Raw genomic sequence first — 19,225 nt, 5'->3', positions numbered from 1 at the left:
AATTCAGGGTGAATTTCACCTCATTCAGGAGTGGATATGTCGCAGACGTTACCGGAAATTGATGTCTTGTTCGTCGCCGGGTTCGGGCCCATTTCGCGGGATACGGAGTCCAGCACCGCGTTTTATGTCCAGACACTCGGCCTTCCGCTTAAGCCGATGGAGGGGAATACCGATTATCTGCTCACTGAAGAGGGCCAGCTGGAAGGCGTGAAGCATTTCGCCGTCTGGCCGCTCGCACAGGCGGCAACGTCCTGTTTTGGAGAAGAACAGTGGCCAGTTGAGCACCCGATACCGCAGGGATGGGTTGAGTATGAGGTACAGGATTTGGACTCGGCTACACGCGTTCTGAGCGAAAAAGGCTATCGGATGCTGGTGGCTAACCGCACGGAACCGTGGGGGCAAACCGTCACTCGCCTGCTCAGCCCGGAAGGCTTGCTTACCGGGCTGACGATTACGCCGTGGCTGCGGGGATAATGGGGTTTTGGAAAGCAGCATTGTGGTGGGAAACGCCTGCTTTGAGCGAACAGTGGGCGCACCCTTATGCTATTTTCACCAACGGTGTGAGTCTTTTTCTGTTAAGTTGAATGACGATGAAAACACATTCAGTCCTAACCTATTCAATGATTATTATCACCTGTCTGACTCAGGTGGGATAACGTTCGCCATTTTCCCGCCGGTAAGGCGGGCCTTACCGGTAACAATCCAGTGAGGTAAGAATGGACACAAATGCAGTAACGACGCCTGAAAAACCTGTCTTGCACTTGTTATGTGGAAAAATTGCATCAGGAAAATCCACATTGTCAGCAAAATTAGGATCATCACCTGGGACTGTAATTGTCAGCGAGGATCGCTGGCTGGCTGCCCTCTTTACCAATGAAATGCAATCCATATCTGATTATGTGCAGTATTCATTAAGACTAAGAAATGCCATGAAGCCTCATCTGGTGTCACTACTCAACGCTGGTTTATCAGTGGTTCTTGATTTCCCGGCAAACACACAAACAAATCGTGAATGGATGATGAGCATTATTAAGGAGTCAGGTGCCAGTAATCAGCTGCACTATCTGAAAGTTTCTGATGAAGTATGTAAATCCCGCTTGCGCGCCCGTAATGCAGAAGGCGTGCATGAATTTTCTGCCTCAGATCAACAATTTGACATCATAACGCGCTATTTCGAAGAGCCAACGGCTGATGAAGGGTTTGATATTATCGAATACAGCTAAATTTACCTTCCTGCACAAAAGCCGCCAGTTGGCGGCTTCATTATTTTCCATCTCATACGGTTATAAACGGTACTACAGCGAACTAAAAGTCCGCTCCTGGCACAAAGCGGACATCGGGTATTCCGGAAGTGCCCGACTCATGGTTAATTCCATTCACCAAAACTCTCACCTCCCCAAAGCCTCCACAATCGCCCTTTCCATTTTCTCTGGCGTGGTCACCGGAGCAAAACGCTTGAGTGGTTTACCGTCGCGGCCGATCAGAAACTTAGTAAAGTTCCACTTGATCCGCCCTCCCAGCACGCCGGGCAATTCGTTTTTCAGATAACGAAACAGCGGGTGCGCTGCGTTACCGTTAACTTCTACCTTCTCAAACATCGGGAAGCTCACGCCGTAGTTGATGTAACAGGTTTTCGAGATTTCGTCGGCGCCGCCGGGTTCCTGTTTACCGAACTGGTTGCAGGGGAAGCCCAGCACCACTAGTCCTTGATCGGCGTATTTCTTGTATAGCGCTTCAAGGCCCGCATATTGCGGCGTAAAGCCACACTGACTGGCGGTATTGACGACCAAAACCACCTTTCCCGCATAGTCGGCCATTGAGATAAGGCGGCCATCCAGGCGGGTGGCGGTAAGTTGATAAAAGCGAGTCATACTGAAATCCCTCAAGGCTGGCCGAAAAGTCACGGTGACCATCAACAGGGCCGCCGCCGTTTAGAAAGTTTACATTCAGGCAGGCTATTTGTGATACATTCCTGGCGCGCCAATGACCACCACACTCGCTATCAGGTATGCAGAACATAACAAAAAAAATTCGCTGGCTTCTGCTTACTCTCCCACTCCTCAGCGGTTGTGGCACGCTCTCACAGATGTCCTCCCCGGAAGGTACTCAGGAACTTCTCACCCATGATTCGCTGGATGGCGACGTTGACAGCGTGGTGCGTCACTATATGGCGCAAAAATCCGTTCCCGGGATGACGGTCGCGGTGATCCATAATCACGGCTCGCCGCAGTTTTACACCTGGGGCGTAACCGATGCGGTCAATCGCTATCCGGTCAGGCCCGACACCCTGTTTGCGCTCGGCTCGCTCAGCAAAGGGATCACGGCGGAAGTGGTGGCTTGTCTGGTCAATGAAGGGCAACTGAACTGGTACGATAACCTGGCGACATTGCTTCCGCCGGGGACGCCGCTTAGCGCGGATGCACAAAAAATCACCCTGCTCGAACTGGTAACCCACACCTCCGGCCTGCCGCGTCAGAATATGGATGTTCCGATGCTTGGAAAATTTATCGGCTATTTAAGCACGGGCGAAAATTTCTATAGCGAGCTGGACAGCGATAACGTGCTGCGTTACCTCGCCGACTGGCGGGCGCCAAAGAATAAAGTGCCGCAATATTCCAATACCGGCTACGCCCTGATCGGCTATATCCTGAAGCACAAAACCGGCGAAGATATCCAGAGTTTAGCCTCGCGCTATATTTTCCGTCCGCTGCAAATGGCTAACAGCAGCTTTATTCCCCAGCAGCTCAAAGGCTACCCGCAGCGTGCGCTCGGCCACGCGGGCGATCAGCCTAAATTCATCCCGCGCGGGCAGCTCACCCCGGACTGGCATTTTTCCAACAACATGGTGGCGGCAGCGAGCTTGTACAGCAACGCCGAAGATCTGGCGGCCTATGCCCGCTATCACGTCTCGACAACCCACAGTCCCCTGCTGGACAATGTCTTTGCCGAAGTGAGAAATACCGATATTCAACGTCCCGACGGGGTACAGGGTATTGCCTGGACCACCGACTTTATCGGTCTGGAAAAAATCACCTATCAGGTCGGCTATATCGGCGGTTACTCCAGCTTTATCGGCTATGACAAAGAAAAAGGCAATGCGGTGGTGGTGCTGCAAAATACCTTTAACTGGAGTAATTACATCGGCATCGCGCTGTTGATGGATATGGCGAAAAAAGACGGTCTGAGCCCTACACCGCCGACTTCGGCCTTAAGTTCTCATCAAACGCCAGTCGTTTCCGGTCAGGCTCAACTTCTCGCAGCGGCTCCACCTGGTGCATAGTTAGCTTGCAGCGCTCCACCAGCACCTGATACTCCCGCGTGCCCTGCTGCTTCCACGCCAGCTCCTGTTCGCTCAGCTCGCGAATCGCTTTGGCCGGGCTGCCGATGATCAAATGGTTGGCGGGCATCTCCGCTTTCGCCTTCACGAACGCCGCCGCGCCGACGATGCTGTTTTCACCGATGACCGCGCCGTCCATCACCACCGCGTTCATGCCCACCAGCGCATTACGGCGGATCACGCAGCCGTGGAGAATGGCGCTGTGGCCGATATGCCCGTCCTCTTCCACCACCGTGTCCTGCTCCGGGAAGCCGTGCATCACGCAGTTGTCCTGAATGTTGGCACCGTCTTTCACCACGATACGGCCAAAATCACCGCGCAGGCTGGCGTTAGGACCGACGTAAACGCCTTTGCCCAGAATCACGTCGCCAATCAGCACCGCCGTCGGGTGAACATAGCTCTCGTCCGGCACGACCGGCGTCAGACCGTCAATTTGATAAACTGGCATCTTCACTCCTTATGCGCTTGTAAGACCACCAAAGCGTTGATAGTAGAGCGTGCCGGGCACGGGCAGCTCGCCCACGGAGGTTTCGCCCTTCTCGCTGACAAACGCCAGCGCCCCCGGCGCGACACGCTGATAGATGTTAATGCAGAGCTGTCGGGCGCTTTGCCCCGCCCAGTGCGCGGGCAGCAACTCTTCCGGCAGCAGCGGATCTTTCAGCACCACGCGACGATAAAAGTGAATCAGCAGCAGCTGGATCTGGAAACAGCGTTCCGGCGTCAGCTCCTCCGGCGCGGCCTCTTTCAACAGCGGCAGCAGCGGGCGGAATGAATCGATGAACGTCTCGTACATCGCGTTTTGCTCGGTTAACTGCCAGCACTCCTCCACCCGCGAACGCAGCGCGGCGCGGGAGAGCGCCAGCGGCGAGTGGGCTTCAAAGAAAATCACGTTTTCCGCCACGCCGGCATCGTGTAGCAGAGACTGCACGTCCGCCAGATGCTGCGACGGCGAGGCCATCAGGCTCGGCGCCAGCGTGCCAAACCCCTGCCAGATCAGCTGTTTTTTGACGTCGGCAAGGGTGGTTTTATCCAGACCTTCGGAGAGCAGCAACAGCCATTTGCCGTCCCATGCGGGCAGTTCCGCGCGGTAAATCTTATTCTCCGCGCGACGCGTCAGGCGAAGCCCCTTATCGCTCAGGCGGTAAAAGCTGCGACGTCCGATGCGGGAAACGTCCAGCCAGCCCTCTTTGTTGAGGCGAAACAGCGCGGTGCGCACGAAGCGCTCGCCAAACCCCATGCCTTCCAGCAGGGCGGCCAGGCTACCGAGCCAAATCTCACCGCCGCGATGGGAAAGCGCGTCACCGTATAACGAGGAGATAAGCGAGGTCCCGCTGACGGGAACGGAGCTGACCGCGTGCTGGATAAAGGCGTCGAGTTTATTCATGTGATTCATTCTGTTGTTATTTTTTTCCTGGATGAATCATAGCATACGATTCTGGGGTGTACCCTCACCCTAACCCTCTCCCAAAGGGAGAGGGAACTGTTTACACCCTCTCCCTTTGGGAGAGGGCCGGGGTGAGGGAAAACTTAGCCGTTGGCCGCAGCTTTACGCAAGTCAAACACCCGACAGGCTTTGCCCTCTGAGCGCGGGATGCTGCCGCAGTTAACAATCATTACGTCGGTGGAAATCCCCACCATCGACTTAATGCGGTGGCGAAGCTGGTGGCACACCTGGCAACGCTGCTCATGGGTCAGCGTGAGGCTACTCTCTTTCAGCTCGACCTTCACGGAAAGTGAATCAAGATGCCCGCGACGGTTCACCTCCAGCTGATAGTGCGGAGAAAGGTGTTCGAACTTGACGATCTCCTCTTCCAGCTGCGACGGGAAGACGTTGACGCCGCGGATGATCAGCATATCGTCACTGCGCCCGCTGATGCGGTCCATGCGGCGCATGCTGCGCGCGGTGGCCGGGAGCAGGCGCGTCAGGTCGCGGGTGCGGTAGCGGATCACCGGCAGCGCCTCTTTGGTCAGCGTGGTGAACAGCAGTTCGCCCTGCTGGCCGTCATCCAGCGGCGTGCCGTCGTTCGGGTTGACGATCTCCGGGTAGAAGTGATCTTCCCAGATGGTCGGGCCGTCGACGGTTTCGATACACTCCATCGCCACGCCCGGCCCCATCACCTCGGAGAGGCCATAAATGTCCAGCGCCGTAATGCCTAAGCGTTTTTCAATTTCGCGCCGCATGGCCTGCGTCCACGGCTCGGCGCCGAAGACGCCCACGCGCAGGGAACAGCCGCTGGCATCGCCGCCCATCTGGCGCTCCAGCTCCTCAAACAGGTTGAGGCAGTAGGAAGGCGTTACCATGATCATATCCGGCTGGAAATCACGGATCAGCTGCGCCTGTTTCTCCGTCTGGCCGCCGGACATCGGGATCACCGTCGCGCCTAAACGCTCGGCGCCATAGTGCGCCCCCAGCCCGCCGGTAAACAGGCCGTAGCCATACGCCACGTGAATTTTATCCTTCGCGCTGCCGCCCGCCGCGCGCAGGGAGCGGGCTACCAGATTGGCCCAGTTGTCGATGTCGGCCTGCGTGTAGCCGACAACGGTCGGTTTGCCGGTGGTGCCGGATGACGCGTGAATACGCACCACCTGCTCCATCGGCACGGCAAAGGTATCGAACGGATAGTTATCCCGCAGGTCCTGCTTGGTGGTGCACGGGAATTTGCGGATATCCGCCAGCTCGTTGAAATCGTCAGGGTGAACGCCCGCCGCGTCAAACTTGCGTTTGTACATCGGCACGTTGTTGTAGGCGTGATGCAGCGTCCATTTCAGACGCTCGGTCTGCAGCGCCTGTAGCTCGTCAAGGGAGGCCGTTTCAATCGGATCAAGCTTTGTTGTATTTGTCATTGTAGGGTACTCACATTGTTTTTATGCTCAAACACGCTCAAGGATCATGGCAATGCCCTGACCCACACCGATGCACATCGTACACAGCGCGTAGCGCCCGCCGCGTCGGTGCAGTTCGTTGCTCGCGGCCAGCGCCAGTCTGGCACCGCTCATGCCCAGCGGGTGGCCCAGCGCAATCGCGCCACCGTTCGGGTTGACGTGCGCGGCATCATCCGGCAGGCCTAACTGACGCAGCACGCCCAGCGCCTGCGAGGCGAAAGCTTCGTTAAGCTCGACAACGTCCATATCGTTAATGCTGAGTCCGGCGCGTTCCAGCACCTTGCGGGTCGCAGGGACCGGGCCGAGCCCCATCAGACGAGGCTCCACGCCCGCCGTCGCCATCGCCACGATCCGCGTGCGCGGGACCAATCCCTGCGCCAGCGCCATCTTCTCGCTGGCGACGATCAGCGCCGCAGCGCCGTCGTTGACGCCGGAGGCATTCCCCGCCGTAACCACCCCGTTCTTACGAAACGGCGTTTTTAGCCCGGCGAGCTGTTCGAGCGTGGTGTCCGCGCGCGGGTGTTCATCCACGCAGAACTCCGTGACCGCCCCTTTTTTGCCCGGCACCGGTACCGGCACGATCTCCTGCGCCAGAATGCCGTTCTGCTGCGCCTGCGCGGTACGCTGCTGGCTGCGCAGCGCGAACGCGTCCTGATCGGCACGGCTGATATTTAACAATTCAGCTACATTCTCTGCCGTTTCCGGCATACTGTCAGTTCCGAATTGCTGATGCATGAGCGGATTCACAAATCGCCAGCCGATGGTGGTATCAAAGATTTCCGCCTGACGCTGAAACGCGGCGGTGGCTTTGCCCATCACAAACGGCGCGCGCGACATCGACTCCACGCCGCCCGCAATCAGCAGCTCGCCATCGCCCGCCTTAATGGCGCGGGCAGCAAACCCAATCGCGTCCAGACCCGACCCGCACAGGCGGTTGATGGTGGTTCCGGACACCGTCTGCGGCAGCCCGGCCAGCAGGGACGACATGCGCGCCACGTTGCGGTTATCTTCCCCCGCCTGGTTGGCGCAGCCGAAAATCACATCGTCGATCCGCCCGAGGTCGAGCTGGGGATGGCGGGCCAGCAGCGCGCGCAGCGGCACGGCACCGAGATCGTCGGTCCGGACTGCGGCAAGCGCGCCGCCGTAGCGCCCCACCGGGGTTCGAACGCCATCACAAATAAATGCCTCACGCATCTGCCTCTCCTGTCACGCTGCCGCCGATGCGGTGAGATTTCCCGCGAAAAAGGGCGACGGTTTTCTGTTGTTGGTTCTGGATTTCAATGTCATACACGCCGGTCAGCTTGCCCTGATGCATCACCCGCGCGGTGGCGGTGAGCGTGTCCCCGGCAAAGCCCGGACGCAGAAAATCAATCGAGCAGCCTGAGGCTACCGCCGCCAGCCCCTGGCTGTTGCAGGCGTAGGCAAAGGCGGTGTCTGCCAGCGAAAAAAGCTGTCCGCCGTGGCAGGTTTGGTGGCCGTTAAGCATCTGCGGGGTGATGGTCATGGTCACCACCGCGTAGCCCTCGTCCATGTCGACAATGTCCATCCCCATCGCCTGCGCGCAGGCGTCCCGTTCGTACATCGCGCGGGCGTTATGCCAGGCGTTATGACTCATAGCTACTCTCCAGAAGCGCGCGCTGGCGCAGCAGGGAACAGGGGCGATAGCGCTCTTCGCCGTAATGACGCTGCAGGTTCTCCAGCAGCGTCAGCAGGCGCTGCCAGCCCAGACGCTCGCCCCAGGCGATCGGCCCGCTCGGGTAGTTCACGCCCAGGCGCATGGCGGTATCGATGTCCTTCTCGCTGGCGACCCCTTTTTGCAGGGCATCCAGCGCTTCGTTGGCAATCATCGCCAGCGTGCGCCAGACCAGCAGGCCGGGATAATCGGCAATTTGCACCACCCGGTTACCCTGCTGTTGCAGGTAGCGGATGGCCTTTTGCGTCGCGGTGTGCGGGTTGCTGGCGGCCGCCGCAATCACCGCTACGTCGCGCTCAATGCGGTCCACCACCACCACCGGGCCGTTGAGCCGCAGCGCCAGCGCCTGAGCGGTTTCGCCCTGCGTTTCGATCAGGTACACATCATCAATTTCGGTGACACCGTCACGTCTTCTTTCCACGCGCATCGGGCTATAGCTGTCGTTCACGGCCGGCACCCACTGCACGTCGGGTTTGTCACCCTGCCAGTCGTAGACGCCCTTCCCGCTCTTTTTGCCCAGCCTTCCTGCCAGCACCAGCTCCTGCTGCACCAGCGAAGGCAGAAAACGACGCTCCTGCCAGAAGGCGTTAAATACCGAGCAGGTCACCGCGAAATTCACGTCCTGACCAATCATGTCGGTCAGCTCCAGCGGCCCCATCGGGAAACCGCCGCCGTCGCGCAGGGCGGCATCAATCACCTCCGGCGGCGCGACCTGCTCTTCCAGCGCGCGCCAGGCTTCGGAATAAAACGGACGCGCGACGCGGTTGACGATGAACCCCGGCGTTGACTGGCAGCGAACGGGCTGTTTGCCCCAGTTCAGCGCCAGCTCGCACAGCGCGTCGGCCACTTCCGGAGAGGTCGCCAGCCCGCTGACCACCTCCACCAGCTTCATCACCGGCGCCGGGTTGAAGAAATGCAGTCCGGCGACCCGCTCCGGGTGGTGGACGTCCGCCGCAATCGCCGTAACGGAGATGGATGAGGTATTGCTGGTCAGCACCGTTTGCGGCGGGCAGATCTCAGCCAACTGAGCAAACAGCGCCTTTTTCACCTCCAGACGCTCGGAGGCCGCTTCTATAATCAGATCGGCCGCGGCGAGCGCCTCGATATCGGTGACCGGAAGCAGCCGGGCGAGGATCTGGCTCCCGGCATCGGCGGAGAGTTTTCCGCGCGTCACCCGGGAGGCCAGACGCTGGCGGATCCCGTCGATGGCCCGCGATATCGCGTCGCTGGAGATGTCGTAGATCAGCACCTGATGCCCATGGCTGGCCGCGACTTCGGCAATCCCTGCGCCCATCGTGCCGCTGCCAATCACGGCGACAGTCCGTATGTTCAGCATCTTATTTCCCCGTAAAGTTCGGCGCGCGCTTCGCCAGGAAGGCGCTGACGCCCTCGCGGTAGTCGTCGCTGCGCCCGGCCAGGCGCTGGTAGTCGCGCTCCAGATCGAGCTGGGCGTCCAGGGTGTTGGTTTCCGCGGCATTGATCGCCTGCTTGATCAGCCCCAGCCCGAAGGTCGGTTGAGACGCAAAGTGCAGCGCCATCTGCTGCGCCGTAGCGGAGAGCTGTTCGTCATCCACCACCTGCCAGATCATTCCCCAGGCCTGCGCCTGTTCGGCGCTGAGCTTGTCGCCGAGCAGCGCCAGCCCCATAGCGCGGGCGCGTCCGGCCACGCGCGGCAGCAGCCAGGTGCCGCCGCAGTCCGGCACCAGGCCGAGCTTGCTGAAGGCCATCACGAAGTTGGCGGAACGCGCGGCGATCACCATATCGCACCCCAGCGCCAGCGTCGCACCCGCCCCCGCTGCTACGCCGTTAACCGCGCAAATCACCGGTTTCGGCAGCTTTGCCAGGCGGCGCACCAGCGGGTTATAGAAGGTTTCAACGGACATCCCCAGATCCGGCGCCGGGCCGCTGGGGTCGACGTTGCGGTCGTTCAGATCCTGACCGGCGCAAAAGCCGCGACCCGCCCCGGTGATCAGCAGGCAGCGAACGGTGTCATCACGCTCGGCCTGTTTCAGGCACTCGGCAAGCTGCTGGTGCATCACGTCGTTAAAGCTGTTCAGACGCTCCGGACGGTTCAGCGTAATGGTCATTACGCCCTGCTCAACATGACTGAGAATACATTCCACAATTAGCGTCCTTTAAAGTCGGGGGTGCGTTTTTGTAAGAAGGCGTCGATGCCCTCCCGGCGATCCTCGGTGGCAGAAAGCAGCGTAAACAGCTGACGCTCCTGCGCGAGTCCGGCCTGGAGCGGCACCTCCTGAGACTGGCGCAGCGCCTGTTTCGCCGCCTGCAGCGCCAGCGGAGAGTGGCGCGCCATCAGCGCCGCCTGCTTCAGGGCATACTCCAGCGTCAGCGCTGCCGGGAAAACGTCGCTCACCAGCCCGGCGCTCAGCGCCTGCTGCGCGGAAATACTCTCGCCGGTCAGCACCATTTTGCTGGCAAGGGATTTACCGACGCTGCGGATAAGACGCTGGGTGCCGCCCGCGCCGGGCATAATGCCCAGCGTAATTTCCGGCAGGCCGAAACGGGCGTTATCGCCAGCAATGACTACGTCGCACAGCAGCGCCAGCTCGCAGCCTGCGCCCAGCGCGAAGCCGTTCACGGCGGCAATCAGCGGTTTAGGAAAAGCGTTGATGCGCGCCCACAGCTGCGGGCGGATATCGTTCAGCGTGGCGGGCAGGTCTTTCTCCGCCATTTCGTTGAGATCGGCCCCGGCGGCAAAGCAGCGCTCGCTGCCGTAAATCACGCAGACGGCGATGTCGGCATCTGCTGCGGCGTCCTCAAGCTGCTCGGCAATCTGGGTTAACAGCGCGTTATTGAGGGCGTTGCGCGCCGCCGGACGGTTTAGCGTCAGCTGCTGCACGCGGCCATGACGGGTAACAATCAGTTCGCTCATGCCATCCCCTTCGCGTCGAAGTCGACAATCACGTCGGCGGTTAACGGCAGCGACTGGCAGCTCAGCACGTATCCGGCGGCCAGCTCGTCCGGCTCCAGGCTGTAGTTGGTCGCCATGTCCACCTTCCCACGCAGCACTTTGCATTTACAGGTGGCGCACACGCCGCCCTTGCAGGCATACGGGAGATCCGCCCCCTGACGCAGGGCGGCATCCAGGATGCTTTCATCGTCCGCCGTCAGGGTGATTTCGCGGTCGCGCCCGTCCTGGCGCACGGTCACTTTCTGTCCTTCCGCCTGGACATGCACCGCGCGTTTAGCGGTGGTTCCCGGGGTGTTAAAGCGCTCAAGGTGAATGGATTTGTCCGGCATCCCCAGCGCCTTCAGCGTCGCTTCCGCGTCGTCCATCATCGCCGACGGGCCGCAGATAAACGCCTCGTCGTACTGGCGGAAGTTGATCAGGGTTTTCGCCAGCGCCTGCAGCTTTTCCCCGTCGATGCGGCCAAAGAGCAGATCGCTGTCCAGCCGCTCCTGGCTGAAGATGGAGACCAGCTGCAGCCGCTGCGTGTACTTGTCCTTCAGGTCCGCCAGCGCCTGGCGGAACATCATGCTCTGGCTGCTGCGGTTGCCGTAGATCAGGGTGAAGTGGCTCTTGGGTTCGGTCGCAAGCGTCGCGGAGATAATCGCCAGCATCGGGGTGATCCCGGAGCCTGCCGCAATCGCCAGATAGTGGCCTTCGCGTTCAGCCCGCGGCTGGTAGCCAAACTGCCCCTGAGGCACCATCACCTCCAGCGCCATACCCGCTTTGATCTCATCCCGGGCATAGCGGGAAAAGCGCCCGCCGTCGATGGCTTTGACCGCCACGCTGATTTCGCCCGGGGCGGTACTCCGGCAGATGGAGTAGCAGCGGCGCAGCTCGTCCCCGCCAAGCTTCGTTTTTAACGTCAGGTGCTGGCCGGGGCGGAAGCGGTAGGCGTCCTGCAACGCCTGCGGCACCGCGAACGTGATGGTCACCGCGTCGCGGGTTTCGGGTTCCACTTTTGCCACTGTTAATGAATGAAACGTTGTCATGGCAGCCTCAAATGCATTTGAAATAGTCGAAGGGCTCGCGGCAGGTGTTGCAGCGGTAGAGCGCTTTGCAGGCCGTCGAACCAAATTCACTGATAAGCGCGGTGTCGGTGCTGGCGCAGCGCGGGCAGCTCACCTCCACAGGCGCGTGCGCGTGGCAGCTATGCCCCACGGGCGGGCTGATGCCGTACGCCCGCAGGCGCTCGCGCGCGTCGGCGGTCATCCAGTCGGTGGTCCAGGCGGGCTCAAGCTGGAGCACAATATGCACCGGGGTAAGGCCGTTCGCGGTCATCGCGTCGCGGATCGCCCCCAGCAGGTGCTCCGTTGCCGGGCAGCCCGAGTAGGTTGGCGTGAAGCCAATGACCCAGCCTTCCCCCTGCGCCTTCACGCTGCGCACCATGCCTAAATCGGTGATGGTTAATACCGGCACTTCCGGATCGGGGATCTGGCTTAACAGCGACCAGATCTGCGGGATTTGCGCGGGCGCGATGTCGACGAGGCGTTGCATAGCGTTCTCCTTTACCACTGCTGACCGGGATACGCGCGCTGGAGGTACTGCATTTCCGCCAGCATCGGGCCCAGATGTTCGGTATGCAGCCCCCTCTTGCCCCCGGTGCGGTACGCCACCTCTGCGGGAACCTGCAGGCAGGCTTCATTAAGACCGGCAAAGACTTCGCTTTCCCACGGCTGGCGCAGGACGCGCGGGTCAACCGCCACGCCGGCGTCAATCAGGGCCAGCTCGACGTCATCGGCTTCAAACAGCTCCGCCGTAAAACGCCACAGATTGTCGATGGCCTGCTGCATTTTTTGCGCGGACGTTTCGGTCCCGTCGCCCAGACGCACCAGCCAGCCGCGGCTGAAGCGCAGGTGGTAGCGCGCCTCTTTAATCGCTTTGGCGGCGATGGCCGCAAGCTGGCCGTCGCTGCTTTGAGTCAGCCGTTCGTACAGCGCCACGTTCCAGGCATCCATCAGGTACTGTCGGGCAATGGTGTCGGCGAAGCTGCCGTTCGGCTGCTCCACCAGCAGGACGTTGCGGAACTGGCGCTCGTCGCGGCCAAACGCCAGCGTGTCTTCATCGCCCTGGCCTTCCCGCTCCGCGGCATAGGTCAGGAAATTGCGCGCCTGGCCCAGCAGGTCGAGACCGATATTGGCGAGCGCGAGGTCAATTTCCAGCTCCGGCGCGTGGCCGCACCAGGCGCCGAGACGCTGGGAGAGCACCAGACCGTTATCGCCCAGACGCAGGGCATAGGCAGTCACTGAATTCATTCTTTGCCTCACATATGCTCGATGCCGTCGGGGATGGTGTAGAACGTCGGATGGCGGTAAACCTTGCTTTCCGCCGGGTCGAAGAACTCACCGCTCTCTTCCGGCTGGGAGGCGACAATCTCGCTCGCCTTAACCACCCAGACAGAACACCCTTCGCTGCGACGGGTGTAGGCATCACGCGCATTTTCCAGCGCCATGCGATCGTCGGCGGCATGCAGACTGCCCACGTGACGGTGGGATAACCCTTGTTTGCTACGTACGAACACTTCGTACAGCGGCCAGTAGACGTTGCTCATCGTGATTCCTCTTAAGCCACTTTGCGGGCGTGTTGTTTTTCCGCGTGCGCCAGTGCGGCTTCGCGCACCCACGCCCCCTCTTCCCAGGCTTTACGTTTGGCGGCCAGGCGCTCGTGGTTGCAGATGCCGCGCCCGCTAATGACCTCGTCAAACTCCTGCCAGTCGATCTCGCCGAAGCGGTAATGACCGCTCTCTTCATCCAGACGCAGGTCGGGATCCGGCACCGTCATGCCCAGCATCTCCACCTGCGGCACCGTGTTGTCGACAAAGCGCTGGCGAAGTTCGTCATTGCCGAAGCGTTTGATTTTCCACGCCAGGCTGCGGGCGCTGTTCGGCGAGTTGTCGTCGTTTGGCCCGAACATCATCAGCGCTGGCCACCAGAAGCGGTTGATGGCGTCCTGCAGCATCTGACGCTGGGCCTCGCTGCCCTGCGCCAGCGCCATGCAGGCCTCAAAGCCCTGGCGCTGGTGGAAGCTCTCTTCTTTACAGATTTTCACCATCGCGCGGGCATACGGACCGTAAGAGGTCCGGCACAGCGCCACCTGGTTGACGATAGCGGCGCCGTCCACCAGCCAGCCGATCACACCGATATCGGCCCAGCTCAGGGTCGGATAGTTGAAGATGGAGGAGTATTTCATCCTGCCGTCGAGCATTTTCTGGTAGATGTCTTCCCGCGCGCAGCCCAGCGTTTCCGCCGCGCTGTAGAGGTAGAGCCCGTGCCCGGCTTCGTCCTGCACTTTCGCCAGCAGGATCGCTTTTCGGCGCAGCGTCGGCGCGCGGGCGATCCAGTTCCCTTCCGGCAGCATGCCGACAATTTCGGAGTGCGCATGCTGACCAATCTGGCGGATCAACGTCTTACGGTAGGCGTCAGGCATCCAGTCCTGAGGCTCAATCGCCGTCTCCTGCGCTATGCGCTGCTCAAACCGTTGTTCTTGCGTCACGTCATCACCTTTATGATTCGTTAGTTTGCAAATTAAGGCGTAATGTTGAATCACTTTGTTTTTTAGAAGTTACACATAGGTTAAATATAACCCCAAGAATTGTTTCCTGGTTTTGTGATGCTGCTCGCAAGGCTTTTGCATCAGGCCTTTCAGAAAGCGTCTTCAGGCGATGCGATTCATCCAGCCAGATCACAACGTTAACAATTCATTAAAAACTCAGCTTGATTTTTATGATTCACGATCAAACTATTAATGAGTAAATTACGTAACATTTGGAGATAAGCGATGCAGCAGTTAGCCAGCTTCTTATCCGGTACCTGGCAGTCTGGCCGGGGCCGCGAGCGCACTATTCATCACGCCATCAGTGGCGAAGCCCTGTGGAGCGTGACCAGCGAAGGGCTGGACATGGCGGCCGCCCGTCGCTATGCGATTGAGCGCGGCGGGGAAGCGCTTCACGAGATGACCTTTATCGAACGTGCGGCCATGCTGAAGGCGGTGGCAAAGCACCTGCTGAGCGAGAAAGAGACGTTTTATGCCCTGTCGGCCCAGACCGGGGCGACGAAGGCGGACAGCTGGGTGGATATTGAAGGCGGCATCGGCACCCTCTTCACTTACGCCAGCCTGGGCAGCCGCGAGCTGCCGGATGACACCCTGTGGCCGGAAGACGAGTTAATCCCCCTGTCGAAAGAAGGCGGCTTTGCGGCGCGCCACGTCCTCACCTCCAAATCCGGCGTGGCGGTGCACATCAACGCCTTTAACTTCCCCTGCTGGGGGATGCTGGAAAAGCTGGCGCCGACCTGGCTTGCCGGCATGCCCGCCATCATCAAACCCGCTACCGCGACCGCACAGGTGACGCAGGCGATGGTGAAATCCATCGTCGACAGCGGGCTGGTGCCGGACGGCGCCATCAGCCTGATCTGCGGCGGCGCGGGGGATCTGCTCGACCAGCTCGACAGCCAGGACGTCGTGACCTTTACCGGCTCCGCCAGCACCGGGCAAAGCCTGCGCGTGCACCCGAATATCGTGGCGAATTCGATTCCGTTCACCATGGAGGCCGACTCCCTGAACTGCTGCGTGCTGGGGGAAGACGTTACGCCAGACCAGCCGGAGTTTGCCCTGTTCATCCGGGAAGTGGTCCGCGAGATGACCGCCAAAGCCGGGCAAAAATGTACGGCCATTCGCCGGATTATCGTCCCGCAAAACCAGATTGACGCGGTGAGCCAGGCGCTGATTGCCCGCCTGGAAAAAGTGGTGGTGGGCGACCCGGCGCAGGAAGGGGTGAAGATGGGTGCGCTGGTCAACGCCGAACAGCGCGCGGACGTGCAGGAGAAAGTGGATCAGCTGATCGCTGCAGGCTGCCAGATCCGTCTGGGCGGCAAAGCAGATTTGCAGGCCGCGGGGGCGTTCTTCCCGCCGACCCTGCTGTTCTGCCCGCAGCCGGATGAAACCCCGGCGGTGCACTCCACCGAAGCCTTCGGCCCGGTTGCGACGCTGATGCCGTATCGCAACGCACGCCACGCGATGCAGCTTGCCCGCGCGGGCGGCGGCAGCCTGGCCGGTACGCTGGTCACCGCCGATTCGGCGATTGCCCGCCAGTTTATTGCCGGCGCGGCGCGCGCCCACGGGCGTATTCAGATCCTAAACGAGGAATCATCCAAAGAGTCTACCGGCCACGGCTCCCCGCTGCCTCAGCTGGTGCACGGGGGCCCGGGCCGCGCGGGCGGCGGCGAAGAGCTGGGCGGCCTGCGCGCGGTGAAGCACTACCTGCAGCGCACCGCGATTCAGGGCAGCCCGACGATGCTGGCCGCCATTGGCAAACAGTGGGTGCGTGGCGCAGCGGTGCAGGAAGACCGCGTGCATCCGTTCCGCAAATACTTCGAGGAGCTACAGCCGGGCGACAGCCTGCTGACGCCGCGCCGCACCCTCACGGAAGCGGATATCGTGAACTTTGCCTGCCTGAGCGGGGACCACTTCTACGCCCATATGGACAAGATCGGTGCGGCGGAGTCGATCTTCGGCGAGCGCGTGGTGCACGGCTACTTCCTGATCTCCGCCGCGGCGGGACTGTTTGTTGATGCGGGCGTCGGGCCGGTTATTGCCAACTACGGCATGGAAAACCTGCGCTTTATCGAGCCGGTTAAGCCGGGCGATACCATTCAGGTGCGTCTGACCTGCAAACGTAAAACGCTGAAGAAACAGCGTACCGCCGAGGAAAAACCAACCGGCGTGGTGGAATGGGCGGTTGAGATCTTCAACCAGCACCAGCAGGCCGTGGCGCTCTACTCCATCCTGACGCTGGTGGCGCGCCAGCAGGGCGATTTCAGCTAACGCCCCTCACCCTGACCCTCTCCCCAAAGGGGAGAGGGGATTGTTCTGCACGCGCATGTGATTTATCCCCGCTCTTTTTTTAACCTGGCAAAACTGGCAAATAACCTGGCAGATGCAGGCAAACGCTTTTCTCATAGGCCTGTCAGGATAAGGCTGTCACAACACAATAAACACAACAAGATGAGGTCTACGATGGGAAGCAATTCTTCTTTTTCTGCCCGTAGAACGGCGCTGGCCATGGCCGTTGCGCTGTGTTGCGCCTGGCAATCCCCTGTTTTCGCCCACGGCAGTGAGGCGCATATGGTCCCGATGGACAAAACGCTGCAGGACTTTGGCGCGGACGTTCAGTGGGATGATTACGCACAGATGTTCACCGTTGCGAAAGACGGTGCCTTTGTGAAGGTCAAACCGGGCGCTAAAACCGCCATCGTCAACGGTAAAACCCTCAGGCTTGAGGTGCCGGTGGTGATGAAAGGCAAGAAAGCCTTTATTTCCGATACCTTCATCAACGACGTTTTCCAGTCCGGCCTTGACCAGACCTTCCAGGTTGAAAAACGCCCTCACCCGTTAAACGCGCTAACGGCGGACGAAATTAAGCAGGCCGTTAAGATTGTGAAAGCCTCGGCGGACTTTAAGCCGAATACCCGCTTTACCCAGATCGCCCTGGCAGAGCCTGAGAAAGCCAAAGTGTGGGACTTTGTGCTTAACGGTACGGCAGTGGATGCCCCGCGTCAGGCGAAGATCGTCATGCTCGATGGCAAGCACGTTATCGAAAGCGTGGTGGACCTGAAGGATAAAAAAATCCTGCGCTGGGAACCGGTAAAAGACGCGCACGGCATGGTGCTGCTGGATGATTTCACCGCGGTTCAGCAGATCATCAACGAAAGTACCGAGTTCGCCGAGGTGCTTAAAAAACACGGCATCACCGACCCGAAAAAAGTGATTACCACGCCGCTGACCGTCGGCTATTTCGACGGTAAAGACGGCCTGAAGCAGGAAGATCGCCTGCTGAAGGTGGTGAGCTATCTGGACGTGGGCGACGGCAACTACTGGGCGCACCCGATTGAAAACCTGGTCGCGGTTGTCGATCTTGAGCAGAAAAAGATCCAGAAGATTGAAGAAGGCGCCGTTGTTCCGGTTCCCATGACCCCGCGTCCCTATGATGGCCGCGACCGCATGGAGACGCCGAAAAAACCGCTCAACATCACTGAGCCGGAAGGCAAGAACTACACCATCACCGGGGATATGGTGCACTGGCAGAACTGGGATTTCCACCTGAGCCTGGACTCCCGCGTCGGCCCGATGATTTCAACCGTCACCTATAACGACAACGGCAAAAAGCGCCAGGTGATGTATCAGGGGTCACTCGGCGGCATGATCGTCCCTTATGGCGATCCGGACGTGGGCTGGTACTTTAAAGCCTACCTCGACTCCGGCGACTACGGTATGGGCACCCTGACCTCACCGCTGGTGCGCGGTAAAGACGTGCCGTCCAACGCCGTGATGCTCAATGAAACTATCCCGGATTACACCGGCGCGCCGATGGAGATCCCGCGCGCGATCGCCATTTTCGAACGCTACGCGGGGCCGGAATACAAACATCAGGAGATGGGCCAGCCGAACGTCAGCACCGAGCGCCGCGAGCTGGTGGTGCGCTGGGTGAGTACCGTGGGCAACTACGATTACATCTTCGACTGGGTGTTCCATGAAAATGGCACCATCGGCATTGATGCCGGCGCAACGGGTATCGAAGCGGTGAAAGGCGTTCAGGCGAAAACCATGCACGACGCCACCGCCAAAGACGACACCAAATACGGCACGCTGATCGACCATAACATTGTGGGCACCACGCACCAGCACATCTACAACTTCCGTCTCGATATGGACGTGGACGGCATCAACAACAAGCTGGTGGCGATGGATCCAGAAGTGAAGCCGAATACCGCCGGGGGCCCGCGCACCAGCACCATGCAGATCAATCAGTATGATATTGATACCGAGCAGCAGGCGGCGCAGAAATTCGACCCGGGCACCATTCGGCTGCTGAGCAACACCAGTAAAGAGAACCGCATGGGCAACCCGGTCTCGTACCAGATTATCCCTTACGCGGGCGGTACGCACCCGGTGGCGACCGGCGCGAAATTTGCCCCGGACGAGTGGATTTATCATCGCCTGAGCTTTATGGACAAACAGCTGTGGGTTACCCGTTACCATCCGGATGAACTCTACCCTGAAGGGAAATTCCCGAACCGCTCCATTCACGACACGGGCCTGGGACAGTACAGCAAGGATAACGAGTCGCTCAACGATCGGGATGACGTGGTCTGGATGACCACCGGCACCACCCACGTCGCCCGCGCGGAAGAGTGGCCGATCATGCCGACGGAATGGGTACATACCCTGCTTAAGCCGTGGAACTTCTTCGACGAGACGCCAACGCTAGGGAAAAAGAAAGAGGAACAGAAATAAATAACGCACCGGGCGCAATGCCCGGTTTTTCATCTATTTACTTGCTGAATAGCTC

19 protein-coding genes are annotated in these 19,225 nt (G+C 59.9%); 5 read left to right on the top strand and 14 right to left on the bottom strand.

Annotated features, from left to right (window positions below; all coding sequences use genetic code 11):
• Positions 1-36: 36 nt before the first annotated feature.
• Both IM317_RS04485 and IM317_RS04480 read left to right on the top strand, forming a co-directional pair.
• Complete coding sequence (locus IM317_RS04485; protein WP_033145436.1) at positions 37-474, top strand: VOC family protein; 438 nt, start codon at positions 37-39, stop codon at positions 472-474.
• A gap of 242 nt (positions 475-716) precedes the next feature.
• Entirely contained in the window at positions 717-1,223 is a 507-nt protein-coding gene (locus tag IM317_RS04480; protein ID WP_033145435.1) for an ATP-binding protein, read from the top strand.
• A gap of 165 nt (positions 1,224-1,388) precedes the next feature.
• Here IM317_RS04480 and IM317_RS04475 read toward each other — a convergent pair whose 3' ends face one another.
• A complete protein-coding gene (locus IM317_RS04475) occupies positions 1,389-1,871 on the bottom strand; it encodes a glutathione peroxidase (RefSeq protein WP_033145434.1) in 483 nt (160 codons plus the stop codon).
• A 137-nt stretch (positions 1,872-2,008) separates the two neighbouring features.
• Between IM317_RS04475 and IM317_RS04470 the strand changes: the two genes are divergently transcribed.
• On the top strand, positions 2,009-3,280 hold the full coding sequence (locus IM317_RS04470; protein ID WP_033145433.1) for a serine hydrolase: 1,272 nt from the start codon (positions 2,009-2,011) through the stop codon (positions 3,278-3,280).
• Here the strand turns inward: IM317_RS04470 and paaY are convergent.
• From paaY to paaA, 13 genes are all read right to left on the bottom strand, one after another.
• On the bottom strand, positions 3,189-3,785 hold the full coding sequence (paaY, locus tag IM317_RS04465) for a phenylacetic acid degradation protein PaaY (RefSeq protein ID WP_033145432.1): 597 nt from the start codon (positions 3,783-3,785) through the stop codon (positions 3,189-3,191). The two genes, IM317_RS04470 and paaY, sit on opposite strands and share 92 nt — an antisense overlap.
• 9 nt (positions 3,786-3,794) lie before the next feature.
• Positions 3,795-4,730, bottom strand: a complete 936-nt coding sequence (gene paaX, locus IM317_RS04460) for a phenylacetic acid degradation operon negative regulatory protein PaaX (protein ID WP_033145431.1) — start codon at positions 4,728-4,730, stop codon at positions 3,795-3,797.
• Positions 4,731-4,864: 134 nt separating this feature from the next.
• Positions 4,865-6,181 carry a phenylacetate--CoA ligase PaaK gene (paaK, locus tag IM317_RS04455; RefSeq protein ID WP_033145430.1) on the bottom strand — a complete coding sequence of 439 codons (1,317 nt, stop codon included), beginning with the start codon at positions 6,179-6,181 and terminating at the stop codon, positions 4,865-4,867.
• Between the two features lie 27 nt (positions 6,182-6,208).
• A complete protein-coding gene (gene pcaF / locus IM317_RS04450; RefSeq protein WP_033145429.1) occupies positions 6,209-7,414 on the bottom strand; it encodes a 3-oxoadipyl-CoA thiolase in 1,206 nt (401 codons plus the stop codon).
• Positions 7,407-7,835: a hydroxyphenylacetyl-CoA thioesterase PaaI gene (paaI, locus tag IM317_RS04445; protein WP_023335572.1), complete on the bottom strand. Its 429-nt coding sequence runs from the start codon at positions 7,833-7,835 to the stop codon at positions 7,407-7,409. Before paaI ends, pcaF begins: the two co-directional genes overlap by 8 nt.
• The gene (gene paaH / locus IM317_RS04440) at positions 7,825-9,249 is read right to left on the bottom strand and encodes a 3-hydroxyacyl-CoA dehydrogenase PaaH (protein WP_033145428.1); all 1,425 of its coding nucleotides are present in this window, start codon (positions 9,247-9,249) and stop codon (positions 7,825-7,827) included. The genes paaI and paaH overlap by 11 nt, the downstream gene beginning before the upstream one ends.
• A 1-nt stretch (position 9,250) precedes the next feature.
• The gene (gene paaG / locus IM317_RS04435) at positions 9,251-10,039 is read right to left on the bottom strand and encodes a 2-(1,2-epoxy-1,2-dihydrophenyl)acetyl-CoA isomerase PaaG (RefSeq protein WP_120785303.1); all 789 of its coding nucleotides are present in this window, start codon (positions 10,037-10,039) and stop codon (positions 9,251-9,253) included.
• The gene (gene paaF, locus IM317_RS04430) at positions 10,039-10,806 is read right to left on the bottom strand and encodes a 2,3-dehydroadipyl-CoA hydratase PaaF (protein WP_033145426.1); all 768 of its coding nucleotides are present in this window, start codon (positions 10,804-10,806) and stop codon (positions 10,039-10,041) included. The genes paaG and paaF overlap by 1 nt, the downstream gene beginning before the upstream one ends.
• A complete protein-coding gene (paaE, locus tag IM317_RS04425) occupies positions 10,803-11,873 on the bottom strand; it encodes a 1,2-phenylacetyl-CoA epoxidase subunit PaaE (RefSeq protein WP_033145425.1) in 1,071 nt (356 codons plus the stop codon). The genes paaF and paaE overlap by 4 nt, the downstream gene beginning before the upstream one ends.
• A gap of 7 nt (positions 11,874-11,880) precedes the next feature.
• Positions 11,881-12,378, bottom strand: coding sequence for a 1,2-phenylacetyl-CoA epoxidase subunit PaaD (gene paaD / locus IM317_RS04420; RefSeq protein WP_033145424.1), 498 nt, complete (start codon positions 12,376-12,378; stop codon positions 11,881-11,883).
• Between the two features lie 11 nt (positions 12,379-12,389).
• Positions 12,390-13,136, bottom strand: coding sequence for a 1,2-phenylacetyl-CoA epoxidase subunit PaaC (gene paaC, locus IM317_RS04415; protein WP_033145423.1), 747 nt, complete (start codon positions 13,134-13,136; stop codon positions 12,390-12,392).
• A gap of 8 nt (positions 13,137-13,144) precedes the next feature.
• The gene (gene paaB, locus IM317_RS04410; protein ID WP_033145422.1) at positions 13,145-13,432 is read right to left on the bottom strand and encodes a 1,2-phenylacetyl-CoA epoxidase subunit PaaB; all 288 of its coding nucleotides are present in this window, start codon (positions 13,430-13,432) and stop codon (positions 13,145-13,147) included.
• Between the two features lie 11 nt (positions 13,433-13,443).
• Positions 13,444-14,373, bottom strand: coding sequence for a 1,2-phenylacetyl-CoA epoxidase subunit PaaA (gene paaA / locus IM317_RS04405; protein WP_033145421.1), 930 nt, complete (start codon positions 14,371-14,373; stop codon positions 13,444-13,446).
• Between the two features lie 285 nt (positions 14,374-14,658).
• On the opposite strand from paaA, the gene paaZ reads away from it, so the two are divergent.
• Together paaZ and tynA are read left to right on the top strand one after the other, a co-directional pair.
• Positions 14,659-16,701 (top strand): phenylacetic acid degradation bifunctional protein PaaZ, encoded by a 2,043-nt coding sequence (gene paaZ, locus IM317_RS04400; protein ID WP_033145420.1) that lies wholly within the window; start codon positions 14,659-14,661, stop codon positions 16,699-16,701.
• Between the two features lie 192 nt (positions 16,702-16,893).
• On the top strand, positions 16,894-19,170 hold the full coding sequence (gene tynA / locus IM317_RS04395) for a primary-amine oxidase (protein ID WP_033145419.1): 2,277 nt from the start codon (positions 16,894-16,896) through the stop codon (positions 19,168-19,170).
• Positions 19,171-19,225 lie beyond the last annotated feature (55 nt).

The sequence above is a fragment of the Enterobacter cloacae complex sp. S3 genome (assembly GCF_014930495.1).
In the GTDB taxonomy this organism is placed as follows: Bacteria; Pseudomonadota; Gammaproteobacteria; order Enterobacterales; family Enterobacteriaceae; genus Enterobacter; species Enterobacter asburiae_B.
This window is presented reverse-complemented; position numbering and strand designations above follow the sequence as displayed.

Excerpts from the sequence above, each read along its gene's own strand:
- IM317_RS04485 (WP_033145436.1), top strand. The coding sequence starts at position 37 with ATGTCGCAGACGTTACCGGAAATTGATGTCTTGTTCGTCGCCGGGTTC.
- IM317_RS04480 (WP_033145435.1), top strand. The coding sequence starts at position 717 with ATGGACACAAATGCAGTAACGACGCCTGAAAAACCTGTCTTGCACTTG.
- IM317_RS04475 (WP_033145434.1), bottom strand. The coding sequence starts at position 1,871 with ATGACTCGCTTTTATCAACTTACCGCCACCCGCCTGGATGGCCGCCTT.
- IM317_RS04470 (WP_033145433.1), top strand. The coding sequence starts at position 2,009 with ATGCAGAACATAACAAAAAAAATTCGCTGGCTTCTGCTTACTCTCCCA.
- paaY (WP_033145432.1), bottom strand. The coding sequence starts at position 3,785 with ATGCCAGTTTATCAAATTGACGGTCTGACGCCGGTCGTGCCGGACGAG.
- paaX (WP_033145431.1), bottom strand. The coding sequence starts at position 4,730 with ATGAATCACATGAATAAACTCGACGCCTTTATCCAGCACGCGGTCAGC.
- paaK (WP_033145430.1), bottom strand. The coding sequence starts at position 6,181 with ATGACAAATACAACAAAGCTTGATCCGATTGAAACGGCCTCCCTTGAC.
- pcaF (WP_033145429.1), bottom strand. The coding sequence starts at position 7,414 with ATGCGTGAGGCATTTATTTGTGATGGCGTTCGAACCCCGGTGGGGCGC.
- paaI (WP_023335572.1), bottom strand. The coding sequence starts at position 7,835 with ATGAGTCATAACGCCTGGCATAACGCCCGCGCGATGTACGAACGGGAC.
- paaH (WP_033145428.1), bottom strand. The coding sequence starts at position 9,249 with ATGCTGAACATACGGACTGTCGCCGTGATTGGCAGCGGCACGATGGGC.
- paaF (WP_033145426.1), bottom strand. The coding sequence starts at position 10,806 with ATGAGCGAACTGATTGTTACCCGTCATGGCCGCGTGCAGCAGCTGACG.
- paaE (WP_033145425.1), bottom strand. The coding sequence starts at position 11,873 with ATGACAACGTTTCATTCATTAACAGTGGCAAAAGTGGAACCCGAAACC.
- paaD (WP_033145424.1), bottom strand. The coding sequence starts at position 12,378 with ATGCAACGCCTCGTCGACATCGCGCCCGCGCAAATCCCGCAGATCTGG.
- paaC (WP_033145423.1), bottom strand. The coding sequence starts at position 13,136 with ATGAATTCAGTGACTGCCTATGCCCTGCGTCTGGGCGATAACGGTCTG.
- paaB (WP_033145422.1), bottom strand. The coding sequence starts at position 13,432 with ATGAGCAACGTCTACTGGCCGCTGTACGAAGTGTTCGTACGTAGCAAA.
- paaZ (WP_033145420.1), top strand. The coding sequence starts at position 14,659 with ATGCAGCAGTTAGCCAGCTTCTTATCCGGTACCTGGCAGTCTGGCCGG.
- tynA (WP_033145419.1), top strand. The coding sequence starts at position 16,894 with ATGGGAAGCAATTCTTCTTTTTCTGCCCGTAGAACGGCGCTGGCCATG.